Annotated in this window: 13 protein-coding genes; 5 read left to right on the forward strand and 8 right to left on the reverse strand. The window is 64.1% G+C overall.

Translation table 11 applies throughout. The features are described from left to right. Positions 1–273: 273 nt before the first annotated feature. From PCO31110_RS05655 to PCO31110_RS05670, 4 genes are all read right to left on the reverse strand, one after another. A complete protein-coding gene (locus PCO31110_RS05655) occupies positions 274–933 on the reverse strand; it encodes a response regulator (RefSeq protein WP_010807699.1) in 660 nt (219 codons plus the stop codon). Further along, positions 923–1,819, reverse strand: coding sequence for a sensor histidine kinase (locus tag PCO31110_RS05660; protein WP_010807698.1), 897 nt, complete (start codon positions 1,817–1,819; stop codon positions 923–925). The genes PCO31110_RS05655 and PCO31110_RS05660 overlap by 11 nt, the downstream gene beginning before the upstream one ends. Positions 1,820–2,190: 371 nt before the next feature. Then, entirely contained in the window at positions 2,191–3,585 is a 1,395-nt protein-coding gene (locus tag PCO31110_RS05665) for a sensor histidine kinase (RefSeq protein WP_246189732.1), read from the reverse strand. Continuing rightward, positions 3,578–4,249 carry a response regulator transcription factor gene (locus PCO31110_RS05670; RefSeq protein WP_010807696.1) on the reverse strand — a complete coding sequence of 224 codons (672 nt, stop codon included), beginning with the start codon at positions 4,247–4,249 and terminating at the stop codon, positions 3,578–3,580. The genes PCO31110_RS05665 and PCO31110_RS05670 overlap by 8 nt, the downstream gene beginning before the upstream one ends. Positions 4,250–4,511: 262 nt before the next feature. Here PCO31110_RS05670 and PCO31110_RS05675 point away from each other — a divergent pair, with 262 nt between their 5' ends. The 3 genes from PCO31110_RS05675 (at position 4,512) to PCO31110_RS05685 (ending at position 7,541) form a co-directional block, all read left to right on the forward strand. Beyond that, the gene (locus PCO31110_RS05675) at positions 4,512–5,552 is read left to right on the forward strand and encodes an ABC transporter substrate-binding protein (RefSeq protein ID WP_010807695.1); all 1,041 of its coding nucleotides are present in this window, start codon (positions 4,512–4,514) and stop codon (positions 5,550–5,552) included. 194 nt (positions 5,553–5,746) lie between these two features. Beyond that, positions 5,747–6,580, forward strand: coding sequence for an ABC transporter ATP-binding protein (locus PCO31110_RS05680; RefSeq protein WP_010807694.1), 834 nt, complete (start codon positions 5,747–5,749; stop codon positions 6,578–6,580). Between the two features lie 91 nt (positions 6,581–6,671). Next, on the forward strand, positions 6,672–7,541 hold the full coding sequence (locus PCO31110_RS05685) for an ABC transporter permease (RefSeq protein ID WP_010807693.1): 870 nt from the start codon (positions 6,672–6,674) through the stop codon (positions 7,539–7,541). 155 nt (positions 7,542–7,696) lie between these two features. Here PCO31110_RS05685 and PCO31110_RS05690 read toward each other — a convergent pair whose 3' ends face one another. From PCO31110_RS05690 to PCO31110_RS05705, 4 genes are all read right to left on the reverse strand, one after another. Then, positions 7,697–8,299: a BPSL1445 family SYLF domain-containing lipoprotein gene (locus PCO31110_RS05690; protein WP_010807692.1), complete on the reverse strand. Its 603-nt coding sequence runs from the start codon at positions 8,297–8,299 to the stop codon at positions 7,697–7,699. A 320-nt stretch (positions 8,300–8,619) separates the two neighbouring features. Next, on the reverse strand, positions 8,620–9,093 hold the full coding sequence (locus PCO31110_RS05695) for a hypothetical protein (RefSeq protein WP_010807691.1): 474 nt from the start codon (positions 9,091–9,093) through the stop codon (positions 8,620–8,622). A gap of 41 nt (positions 9,094–9,134) precedes the next feature. After that, positions 9,135–9,926, reverse strand: coding sequence for a response regulator (locus PCO31110_RS05700; RefSeq protein WP_150689814.1), 792 nt, complete (start codon positions 9,924–9,926; stop codon positions 9,135–9,137). A gap of 71 nt (positions 9,927–9,997) precedes the next feature. Further along, positions 9,998–11,113 (reverse strand): ATP-binding protein, encoded by a 1,116-nt coding sequence (locus PCO31110_RS05705; RefSeq protein ID WP_010807689.1) that lies wholly within the window; start codon positions 11,111–11,113, stop codon positions 9,998–10,000. A 286-nt stretch (positions 11,114–11,399) separates the two neighbouring features. Between PCO31110_RS05705 and PCO31110_RS05710 the strand changes: the two genes are divergently transcribed. Both PCO31110_RS05710 and PCO31110_RS05715 read left to right on the forward strand, forming a co-directional pair. Further along, on the forward strand, positions 11,400–12,098 hold the full coding sequence (locus PCO31110_RS05710; protein WP_010807688.1) for a flagellar basal body L-ring protein FlgH: 699 nt from the start codon (positions 11,400–11,402) through the stop codon (positions 12,096–12,098). Then, a complete protein-coding gene (locus PCO31110_RS05715; protein WP_150689815.1) occupies positions 12,098–12,631 on the forward strand; it encodes a hypothetical protein in 534 nt (177 codons plus the stop codon). The genes PCO31110_RS05710 and PCO31110_RS05715 overlap by 1 nt, the downstream gene beginning before the upstream one ends. Positions 12,632–12,636: the final 5 nt, after the last annotated feature.

Consider the following 12,636-nt stretch of genomic DNA (forward strand, 5'->3'; position numbering starts at 1 on the left):
ATTTCCTCCATGATCGATTCGTCAAGGAAAGGGGCAATCTGCCGCCTATTCATGTCCTGTAAGGCTTGGAGAGGTGGTGGCATGTCGCGTCACCCGGTGGGTGAGGCGGGCAATTCTCAACTTGTGGCACGGGCTGGCGGCGGAGAAAAAATTTTTTTCCGCCGCCACGAAATTTCTTCGTGCCGATGGCTGACGGCGCCTAAAAAGCACATGGCCCGCGACGGCGGGCCATGAAGTGAGTACTAATTAGCAGAAAATGTGGTGCCGATGGCGCTATGCGCAGACGGGGCCCATCTCTGCGCTGACCAGGCCGTGCTGCATCACGTAATAGGTGAGTTCGGCGTTGTTGTTCAGGCGCATCTTCTCGAGCAGGCGTGTGCGGTACACGCTCACGGTCTTGACCGAGAGCGACAGCGCGTTGGCGATGTCGGTCAGGCGCTTGCCCGAGCCGATCATGCAAAGCGTCTGGTATTCGCGGTCGGACAGGCGCTCGTGGGGCGGCTGGTCGGCATCCGGGCCGAGATAATCGGCGAGCGTCTCGGCGACCATCGGGCTCACATACTTGCGGCCCGCCGCGACCTGGCGCACGGCCGAGACCAACTGCTGCGCGTTCGAGCGTTTGCTTAAATAACCGGCAGCGCCGGCCTTGAGGGCGCGCAGCGCGAACTGGCCTTCCCCGTACATGCTGAAGATCATGATGGGCAAACGCGGATGTTTGCGCCGCAAGGTCTTGAGAATCTCGAGACCGTTTGTGTCGGGCAGCGAAATGTCGAGCAAGACGATGTCCCACTGCGCGGCATCGGTCATCTCCAGCGCTTCTGCGCCGCAATCGGCTTCGCCGATGACGGCGATACTCCCGCTATCGGAGAGCAACTGCCGGACGCCCTGGCGCACGATGGCGTGGTCGTCGACGATGAGCACTCTAAGCGTCATGATGCGTATATCCGTGAAGAGCATGCGAATCCGGGCCATGGAGGCCGGCCGGGGCAGGCAGGATTTGATGCCAGGGGAGCCGTGCACTCACGAGCGTCCCCGATCCCTGCGCACTACCGATACGCAGCGTGCCGCCGAGTGCCGTACAGCGCTCGCGCATGCCCACCAATCCGAAATGTCCCTGCTTGCGACGCGCGCCGCGGCGCAAGCCGCAACCGTCGTCTGAAATCGTGAGTTTGAGAGAGCGGTGGCCGCCGTCGAGCGCGACGACAACGCGCGAAGCGCGTGCATGGCGGGCAACGTTAGTGAGCGCTTCCTGTGCGATACGGTACAGGGCCAGCACCGCATCGGGGGAAAGGTTCGCGACGCGATCGCGTGTCACGTCGTCGCAGCGCCAGATGCACGTAAGGCCGCTTTGCTCGCCGAAGCCGCGCAACCAGGTGCGCAGCGCCGGGACGAGACCCGCGTCGAGCGCGGGTGGGCGGCTGCGGCCGACGAGTTCGTCAGCCGCGTCTTGTGCAGCGGTAGCGGCGTTCTGAATCTGGGTGCAGAGGGATTGCCATTCGGCAGCGTCGACCGGTGGGCGCATCGCCAGACGCGCTACGGCCAATTGCAGTGCCGTGAGCTGCGCGCCAAGGCCGTCGTGGATTTCCTGCGCCAGACGCGTGCGCTCGGCTTCACGGGCGGCGTCTATCTTGCGGGCCACGGCTTGCGCCAGCGGACGTGCTGACGCTCGCGCGGTGTGCGAGGCGGACTCCGCCGGCAAAGTGATGTCGCGAGCGGCAGGCTGATCCGATACCGGCGTCGCGGCGCGGGCGTGCAACGTGTCGTCAAGCGACGCGCGACGTCTCGCAGCCTGTGCGGCAGGATCGACGAGATACGGCATGGAGGCAAAATCCCTGAGAGAAAAAGTCCCGCACCGCAACCCCCGCGGCGAGACCACATGCAATTTAACAAACTTTACATTTCGTCACAATTACACGCGGCGGGCACCTGCATGGACTGACGGAAAAGCGTAACTATTTGATTTGGATTAAGAAGTTTGCGCTTGCTTGAAGAGGATTTTGCAAAGACCCGGAATATATCAGGGTTTATCCTAGCGGATCCAGTCGAGCTTGCGTTTCAAACGAAATTTCCAATCTAAACGATTGTAACGCCTTAATTTTTATCGCGACTTCATACAGTTGTGATTTTCTTTCAGGCGAGGGCACGGGCTCGCCGCGCGCTTCATCGGTGAAGTGACCCGAACAACGTTCCCTATGGGGCGTTGCTTTCGGTCTCATGGTCTAGGGGGAGCGTGACGGTCACCATCAGACCACGGCCGTCGCCGCCCGGTGCCAGCGTGACTGTGCCATGACTGGACGCCACGATTTCCTTGACGATGGCCAATCCCAGGCCCGTGCCGGGCTGACCCGGTGGTGCATTGCGGTAGAAGCGTTCGAACACGCGCTGACGCGCCTCGGCGTGAATCCCTGGCCCATCGTCGATCACGCGCAGGCGCGCCGAGCCGTCCGGGCGGTCGATGGCGACAGTAACGCGCCCACCTTCGTGGATATAGCGAATCGCATTGTCGACAAGATTCATGACCATCGCGTGAAACAGTTCGCCGTTGCCCGCAACCCACACGTGGGTCTCCGACGTTTCCAGCCCGAGATCGATGTTGCGCCGTTGTGCAAGGGCGACGAGTTCTTCGAGCACCCCGGCGGCGACGGCAACCAGATCCACCCGCGAGCGCGAGAACGCCGGGGTGTCGGCCGCCTCTGCCTGCGAGAGCAGCAACAGCTTGTTGGTGAGGTCGGCCAGGCCGCGGCTGCTCGTCTGCATGGCGGCGAGCACGTCCGCGAGCGCCGCGCGGTCGTCAAGCTGGGCCGCGAACTGCAATTGTGTGTCGAGCAGCGTGAGTGGCGTGCGGAGCTGATGGGCGGCGTCGGCCACGAAGCGCCGCTGTTGCTGCGCCTGCGCCGAGAGGCGCTGGATGCACAAATTGATCGCGTCGACGATGGGCCGCAGTTCGGTTTGCAGTTGCCCGGCGCGAATCGGCACCAGTTCCTGCGGCGCACGCCCGGCGACTTCGTCCTTGAGACGGATGAGGGGGTGCAGTTCGACCGTCAGCCCGATGAGCACCAGCACGGCAGCGAGGGCGGCCATGGCGATTTGCCGGTGCAGCGACGGCTCCCACAACTGCGCGAGCATCTCGTCGTGCGCGCGCATTGTCTCGGCCACCACCACGGCGACCTTGTGCGGCTTGCCCGAGTCGTACATCGTGCGAACGAAGCTGATGGCGCGCAGCGGTTCGCCGTTCACCTCGAGGGTCGAGTATGCCGGTACCGTTTGCGGGAAGAGCGGGGGATGCGGGAAGTCCGGCGGGCCGGCAAGGAGCCGGCCGTCTTGCGTGATGACCTGATAGAACACCCGGTCGCGCGCGGGAGACGCGAACAATTCGAGCGCAGACGGCGGCACGCTCGCGCGCAGCGCGCCATCGACCCAGGTCAGCTCGCCCGCGATCACCTGTGCCGACGTGAGCAGTGCCCGGTCTTGCACGAGTTCGGCGGTATCGCGCGCGCTGCGGTAGGCCTGCCAGGCGCTCGCTCCGATGTAGAGCGAGAGCGGCAGCATCAGCCACATCAGCAGCCGGACGCGCAGACTAAGCATCTTTCTCGCGCAGCAAATACCCCAGACCCCGCAAGGTCATGATGGCGGCCCGGCTGGTCTCGAGCTTCTTGCGCAACCGGTGGATATAGATTTCGATGGCGTCGGCACTCGGTTCGTCGTCCAGGCCGAACACCCCGTCGACCAAAGCGCTCTTGGCGACCGTCTTGCCCTGCTTTCGCATGAGGATTTCGAGCACGGCATGTTCGCGCGACGGCAACGCGAGCGGCGCACCCGCTATCGTGAATTGCCGTGTGCCCGTCTGATAGCTCAGGTCGGCGCACACGAGATCGGCGCCCTGTTCCGGCGAATGCCGGCGCGCAAGCGCCTTCACGCGCGCGATCAATTCGCGCACTTCGAACGGTTTCACCAGATAGTCGTCGGCGCCTGCGCCGAGACAGTCGACCTTTTCGTCGACCGAACCGCTGGCCGTGAGAATGATGACCGGCACGTTGTTGCGCCGCTCGCGCAAGCGTCGCAGCACATGCTTGCCGCCGAGCTTGGGCAGCATGAGATCGAGCAGCACCACGTCATACGTCTCTGTTTGCAGCAGACGGTCGGCGGCGTCGCCGTCGCGCGCGGCGTCGACAGTGAAATTGTCGTCGCGCAGCATGCGGGCGAGCCAGTGGGCCAGCGTGTCGTTGTCTTCGATCAGCAGCAGTTTCATAACGGCAAAAGCGGAATGCGACGGCGAGTGTGCCCGTGGAACCTGCGCGCGCCAACAGCGGGTAAACACCCATCGGATGCCCATGAAAACCTGCATCGGGCGAAAGCTGGATGAAAGATTCGGTTCTCTACAATCGGCAACAAGGCAGAGGTGTCGATTGAGAAGACCCCTGCCTTGGGCTCCGCGGTCAATCATGCGAGGCCGGCCGGCGCCGCAATGGAAGGCTCAGGCCATTATCCCTAAAAACGATGGAGACACCACAATGCGAGCAAGTCTGGGCGTGCGTGCGCCGAAAACCTTCCTGAAACCTGTTCTGGCTGCCGTACTCGGTGCGTCGCTGGCGCTGGCCGCCATGCCGGGTTTCGCTGCCGATAGCGGCAAGATCACGATCATGGTCGGCGGCATCACCAAGATGGTCTATCTGCCGGCCAAGCTCGCCGAGCAGCTCGGCTACTTCAAGGAAGAAGGCTTGAATGTCGAGTTGCTCTCGCAGCCGGCGGGTGTCGACGCCGAAAACGAATTGCTCGCGGGGGCCGTGCAGGCCGTGGTCGGCTTCTACGATCACTCGATCGATCTGCAGAGCAAGGGCAAGGAAATTCAGGCCATCGTGATCTTCGGTCAGGTGCCCGGCGAAGTCGAACTGGTCAATGCGAAGAGCAAAGACACCATCAAGAGCATGGCCGATGTGAAGGGCAAGACCCTGGGCGTGACCGGTCTGGGCTCGTCGACGAACTTCCTCACGCAATATCTCGCGGCCAAGCACGGCCTGACGTCGGCGCAGTATTCGGTGCTGCCGGTCGGCGCCGACAACACGTTCATCGCCGCGATCAAGCAGAACCGCATCGATGCCGGCATGACCACCGAACCGACCGCATCGCAGTTGCTCAAGACCGGCGACGCCGCCGTGCTGGTCGACATGCGCACGATGGAAGGCACGGTGGCGGCACTGGGCGGCGCTTACCCGGCATCGAGCCTGTATGTGCAACGCGTGTGGCTCGACAAGCACAAGCCGGAAGCGGCCAAGCTCGCCCGCGCGTTCGTGAAGACGCTCAAGTTCATCAACACGCACTCGGCCGCCGAGATCGCCGAGAAGATGCCGAAGGACTACTACGGCAACAACAAGGCGCTGTACGTGCAGGCGCTGCAGAACTCGCTGCCGATGTACTCGCCCGACGGCCGCATGCCGAAGGGCGGTCCCGAGACCGTGCTCAAGGTGCTCTCCGCGTTCAATCCGAACGTCAAGGGCAAGCACATCGATCTGTCGAAGACGTACACCAATGAGTTCGTCGATCAGGTGAAGTAATGCCCGATCCGGCGCGACCCGTTCGCCGGCCTTTGACCCCGTAATACCGGTGCGCGGTCTCTTCGACGCGCAGCCAGCCGAGCCGCCCATACCCGACGACCGCCGACGATCGTCCGGTGTGCGGGCCGGCTCACCCTTGAGAAACCGCAACGATACCGTCGGACCTTCGACGAAGCCACCGAGGAGCCGGGCACATGACCCAGACCATCACCCCTACTGCGCCGGCACGCGCGGCGAGCCCTGTTTCGCGCGACACGCCCGCCATCGAATTCGACAACGTGTCGTGCCGCTTCATCTCGCCGGACGGCAAAGCCACGGTCGCGCTGCGCAACTTCAGCATGTCGGTCGCGCGCGGCGAGTTCGTCGCCATCGTCGGCCCGACCGGCTGCGGCAAGTCGACCACGCTGTCGATGATTACCGGCCTGCTACGCCCGACCGCAGGCAGCGTGCGTGTGATGGGCCAGCCCGTGAACGGCATCGATCCGCGCATCGGCTTTGTCTTTCAGAACGACGCGGTCTTCCCGTGGCGCAGCGTGCGCGATAACGTGGCCGCCGGCCCGTTGTTTCGCGGTCAATCGAAAGAGGCCGCTTATGCCCTGGCCGACGAATGGATCAAGCGCGTGGGCCTCGACAAGTTCGGCAGCCATTACCCGCATCAACTCTCCGGCGGCATGCGCAAACGCGTAGCGCTGGCCCAGACGTTCATCAACAATCCCGAGATTCTGTTGATGGACGAGCCGTTCTCGGCCCTCGACATGCAAACGCGCACGCTCATGCAGGACGAGTTGCTGCAACTGTGGTCGTCGACGTCGGGCTCGGTGGTGTTCGTCACGCACGATCTGGAGGAAGCAATTGCGCTGGCAGATCGCGTGTTCGTACTTACGGCGCGTCCGGCCACGTTGAAGAACGTCTACACGATCGATCTGCCGCGTCCGCGCGTGATGTCCGAAATTCGCTACGAGCAGCGCTTCATCGACATCTCGCGTGAAATCTGGGCGGATCTGCGCGAAGAAGTGAAGATCGGTTGAGCATGTGCGGCCCCGCCGGGGCTGCGTCAGTGATTTTGCGGGCCGCGTTGCCGTGAACGGCGACGCGCGCCTTTGCCGTCAGGAGGAGGGCATGAACATGAGTGAACAGGCCGTACTGGCAGGGTTTGGCGACGCCGATCTCGCGCGTGAGGAAGCCGCGGCGCAGCGCCGCATCAAGCAACGTCGCGCGCTGGTGGTTTTCCTGCGCGTGGCGATTCTGGTGATCGGACTTGGCGGCTGGGAGTTGTCCGCGCGTCTGGGCTGGATCGATCCCTTCTTTTTCTCGCAACCGAGTCTGATCGTTCAGCAGATCTACGACTGGTGTGTCGAAGGCACATCGCAGGGGCCGCTCTGGACGCAGGTGCTCGTCACGCTCGAAGAGACCGTGCTGGGCTTTCTGATCGGCGGTGTGGCCGGTGTGATCTGCGGCATCGTGCTGGGGCGCAACAAGCTGCTCTCGGATGTTTTCAGTCTCTACATCCAGATTGCCAACTCGATTCCGCGCGTGGTGCTCGGCTCGATCTTCGTGATCGCGTTCGGTCTGGGCATGGCGTCGAAGGTGGCGCTCGCGGTGGTGATGGTTTTCTTCGTCGTGTTCGCGAATGCCTTCCAGGGGGTGCGCGAGGCCGACCGCTACATGATCGCGAATGCGCAGATTCTGGGCGCGTCGCGCCGTCAGGTGACGATGTCGGTGGTGATTCCGTCGGCGCTGTCGTGGATTCTCGCCAGCTTGCATGTGAGCTTCGGTTTCGCTCTCGTGGGCGCGGTGGTCGGTGAGTTCCTCGGCTCGAAGCAGGGTATCGGTTTGCTGATCTCGACCGCGCAAGGTGCGTTTAACGCGAGTGGCGTGTTCGCGGCGATGATCGTGCTGGCGGTGGTGGCGCTGGGCGCGGATTACCTGCTGACGTCGCTCGAGAAGCGTTTGTTGAAATGGCGTCCGGCGGCGTTCGCCAACGAGTGAGCGCAACGATGTCGCGGCGTCATGGTGTCATGGCGTCGCGGTGTCACGAGTGTCCGGCGACAGTCGCCGGTGCAAGAGGAAACGGCGCCACCCATCGCGGGTGGCGCCGTTCTCGTTTGGTGGGGGACGCGAGGCGTCCCATCGTCTTGAAGCGATCAGATATTGAGCTTCGTGACCTTCGTACCTTCGATATTCAGGTTGGCCATGAGGCCGGCGTTGGTCATCACGATCACCTCCACCGGCGAGGTCGCGGTGTTCAGATCGACTTCACCGTTCGCGCCGATCTTGACCAGCGCGACCGAGGCGTCGGCACCGGCCGTCCAGCCGTCGGTGCGCTGGAACTTGTCGAGGGCGTCCTGCGTCATGAACAGGAAGATGATGGCCTTCGATTGCGCACCGATCTGCAGACCGAACGATGCCGTCACGGTGTTGTAGTAACCCCTCGTGGCGCCGCCCACACGCAGTGCGCCTTCGCCATATTCGCCGCCTACGATGAAACCGGCTTGCAGCACCGATGGGAACACGAGTATGCCCCGTGCCTTACCCACCAACTCGCGGGAGCCCTTCACGGACGCATACATCTTGTCGAGCGCCCCGTTCACCGAGGCATCGATTTCACGCCGCTTGTTGGCGTTGGCACCGGCCGCGTTCTCGCCCTTGTCGGCCTGTGACGGCGAGGTCGTGGTACAGCCGGCGAGCGCGAACGCGGCGGCGGCAAGGGCGACGGAAGTTTTCATCAGGAATTCGCGTTTTTGCATTTTCTCCCTCCAGATAGTGCGTGTGCCGTGCACAAAGCACGGTGGCATGGATGTGGATAAAACGTCAGACCGACGAAGCGCCCGTGCGGGGCGCCGCGCTTCGGCATCGAAGCGGATGATGAGAGCGATAGTTTGGCATCCGATGGATGCGTTTGTCGAACGGAGTGCGGCGCCCGTGACCCGTTTCGCGACGCTGCGAACATGCCGCGCAGTGTGTCGGCATGGCGTCGATTATGCGGTCTCCATTGGTATTGTCAAGAAAATGGCGCGACAAGTTCCGCTAACGTGCGCCTAACTTTTATTAAATTGTAGGCATCCGCCTACGTGCACTTGCGCACGTATTCTTCCTTAAGGGCTTTGCGCGGGTTTGTGCGCGTAGGAATGTCGACGCGATCGCCTGCGGGGGAGTCGACTCGCCGGTCGCGCGTGTAAACCGGCTTGTCCGGCGTATTCGCGATCTTGTCGGCGAGGGCGCGGCATTCGTCGCGCAGGGAGGGCGATGCGGCACCGGATGCGGCGGCCTGTTCGGCGGCCTGGTCGCGCGCTGCTTTCGAGCATTGCTCGGGAGGAAGGGCGCGACCGACGCTATCGAAGCACACCGGTGTCTGCGCGAACGCCAAGCCGCCTGCGCTGAACAGTGCGGCAGCTGTGGCCGCCTGCACAACGCGTTTGATGGCGGCGTGCGCTCGTCCAAGCTCGGCAGTGCGAAGTACCGGGGATGTGAGGCTGGGGGTGAGAGCGTGTGATGCGAATGAAGCGAGCATCGGGGGCAGCGTGGCGGTGCGGCGTGGCATCGTCGATCTCCTCAATGGGCCCCGTCGTGGCGCGGGTCTCGCTATTTTGGCATTGCCCCGGCCGGATTGTCGATAGTCGCGACGCCGTGCCGCGCCGCAAGCGCGGCGGGGCGGTCGGTGCGCAGCTCCAGCCGGTAGCCCACGCCGTAGATCGAACGCACGATTTCTTCGTTGGGCCGGACCGCCTGCAATTTGTGGCGCAGGTTCTTGATATGGCTATCGACCGTGCGGTCGGCGACCACACGGTGATCGTCGTACATCCGGTCGAGCAGATGCGCTCGCGGGAATGTCTTGTCGGGGTGGCTGGCGAGCGTGGCGAGCAAACGCAATTCGACCGGGGTCAGGGGCAGTTCATGCCCGTCGAGTCGTGCGTGATGGCGCACCGCGTCGATGACGAGTGCCCGCTGTTGCGGCGCGATGGCCGCGGCGTCGCCATTGGGGCAGGCGCCGGCCGCACCGCGAACCCGGCGCAGGATCGCTTTCACGCGCGCCACCACCTCGCGCGGGCTGAAGGGCTTGCAGATGTAATCGTCGGCACCGAGTTCAAGACCGAGCAGCCGGTCGGTCTCTGCTGCGCGGGCTGTCAGCATCACGATCGGGACTTCGGAGATCTCGCGCACGGCGCGGCAGACTTCGAGGCCGTCCATGCCCGGGAGCATCAGATCGAGCAGCACCAGACGCGGCTCGGTCGCCCGGACGGCCGGGAGCACTTCGCGTCCGTCAGAGAGGATGCGGCACGGCATGCCCGCCACGCGCAGATACTCGGCGAGCAACGCGGCGAGCTTGGGCTCGTCTTCGACAATCAGAATCGGGGCGGCGTCGGAGAGTGTCATCGCGTCGGTCGGTGATGGAAGGGCGGAATGAGGTGCAACGGTCAGCGAGTTCGGGGGCATGGAAGCGCGGCTCAGCACAAGGTCGCGGCGGCGTGGGCGGCGAAGCCGGACCCGCTTGCGACGCAGGACGAACCGGAACCGTTGCACAGGCCGCTCATGCCGTTGGACGCACTGCGGAGACAGGGCAGCGTGATCGTCAATGCGAGTCCGCCTAGCGGAGAATGCCGCGCGACGATCTGGCCGCCATGCGCTTGCACGATGTGTCTGCACAGCGCAAGCCCCAGACCGGCGCCGCCGCTGCGCCGGCTGCGCGACGCCTCTACCCGGAACAGGCGCTCGAACAGGCGCGGCAGGGCGTCGTCCGGCACGCCGGGCGCGGAGTCTTCGATCTCGAGACGCAGTTGCGTGTCCGTCGACGACAGATACACGCGCACAGCACCGCCGCCGTCGGTATAACGCAATGAGTTCTCGAACAGGTTGCCGAGCAGTTGCGTGAGACGGTGCAGATCGCCGTCGATGAACAGTGCGTTCTCGGGAAGATGGACATTCAGCGAGATGCCCTTGGCGTCGAACCAGTCGCCGAACGCGGCCGCAGAGGTGGCGACGCGCTCGGTGATGTCGACAGGCGCAAACGCGTAGGTCAGCGCGCCAACATCCGAGAGCGACAACTCGTAGAGATCGTCGATCAGCTTGGAGAGCAGCGAGATTTCCACCCGCAGCGAGGCGAGCGCATCTTGCGTAAGCGGGCGTACGCCGTCTTCCATCGCTTCGATTTCGCCGCGCAACACCGAGAGCGGCGTGCGCAACTCGTGAGAGATGTCGGCGAGCAGGTCGCGGCGCAGGCGGTCGTTGTGCGAGAGGGTGTCGGCCAGCCGGTTCAGGTCGACGGCGAGACGCGCAAGTTCGTCGGCGCCGGCCGTTGGCACGCGGACACTGTAATCGCCCATCGCCATGCGATGGGTGGCGTCCAGCAGCGGGGTGACGGGCACGAGCAAGCGCTGGGCCAGGCGCAGGGCGACTGCGCCCAGCAGCGCCACGCCCAGCAGCGTCACATACATCAGGTTGTTGCCGTGCAGCCAACGGTGGCCAGCCACGGCAGCACGCACGGCGACCGCGGTGGCCGTCATGGTGACCAGTCCTGTCGCGAAGATCGCGAGGAACAGCTTGCGAGCGATGCCGGAGTTCATGCGCTGGATAACGGGTTAAGGGGGGCGGCCAGAGTAGACACTGGGGCATGACGAGGCGGGCCGGTGTGAGGCCCTGCCGACGTTGGCGCGCCATTTTCTCAGCTTCGGGGCGGCAGGCGTCGTGCCTCCACAAATTTTCCTCTATTCGTGCTTAGTCGCTGCACACCCGCTGCGTACTATCCGTCACGAAGCTGGCCGCCGTGCCGTCTTCCCAATCAGCAAACCGTTCACACTTTTCGAACCAGGCCGGACACGGTATCCGGGATCGGCGCGGGGGCGCCTCATCATGTCGAAGCTGTCGATGCTACAGCGCGTTGCGGCGCGCGCGCTCATGGGGACAGTTGTGCCGCTGGCGACAGTGAGCCCCATGTTGAGTGCCTGTTCGAGTCCGGTGACGGCGCCGACGCCGATGGCCGTGATGCCCATGCCACGCGTGGCCAACGTGCAAACGGCAGGGTCCATCTATCAGCCGACGACCGCGACGAACTGGTTCGAGACGCCGGTGGCGCATCGCGTGGGCGATCTGCTCACGATCGCGGTGTCGGAGAATTCGTCGGGCACCAACAAGTCGCAGAGCGACGTCTCGCGTAACGCGAGCGTCACCGCGAAGAGCGTCAGGCCCGATGGGGCGGATTCGGTGCTCGAGCGCTGGTTCAACATCGGACAGTCGGCCAGCAGCTTCAAGGGCAATGGCACGAACAGTTCGACCACGGCGCTGACGGGCACCATTGCGGTCGCGATCGTGGAGGTGCTGCCCAACGGGGCCTACGTGGTCGGCGGGGAAAAGCAGGTCATGCAGGGGCGGAACATGGAGACGTTCCGTTTCACTGGCGTGGTCAACAAGTTCGACATCTCGCCGGGCAATGTCGTGGCCTCGAACAAGGTCGGTCAGGCCAAGGTGGCGCGAGTGGAGGGCGGTCCGATCGCCGATGGCAGTAACGGCGGCTGGTTGCAGGGCATTCTGCTCGGTGTGTCGCCGTTCTGATGAGGCGCCTTGCGACGGTGCTGGCCCTGACGGCGGCCGCCAGCGCGACCTTGGGCGGGTGCCTCTTCACGACGCCGGTGCCGGTGATCGCCGCGCAGGTGGCGTCCAGTGTGGTGACCACCGGCGTGATGCTGTCGGACCAGTTGCCGTCCATCGTTCCTCCCACCGAGCCCGCCGCACCGGAACTGCGCTCGCGCAGCTTGTGCATCGAGCTGGCGCCGGACGGCATCTCCGATTTGTTGCCGGCGATTCAGGGGCGGCTGCGCGCCTACGGCATCGTGAGCACGATCTATAGCCCCGGCACGTGGCCGGCGGGGTGTGTCGTCCTCAATTACACCGTGCGGCGCGCGTGGCGGAATTCGCTGTGGGGCAGTGCGCCAAGCGAATACCTTGCCTACGCGACGCTCACGCTCAGCCAGAACGGGTCGGTCATGAATACGGTGTATTTCGACGGCAGATCGTCGACGATCGAATCGTGGTCGGCGTCGAACTCGCGCATGGCGCAACTGGTCGACCGGCTGGTGGTGTTTTGAGCGAA

The sequence above is a fragment of the Pandoraea communis genome, from assembly GCF_902459745.1.
GTDB classification, from domain to species: Bacteria; Pseudomonadota; Gammaproteobacteria; order Burkholderiales; family Burkholderiaceae; genus Pandoraea; species Pandoraea communis.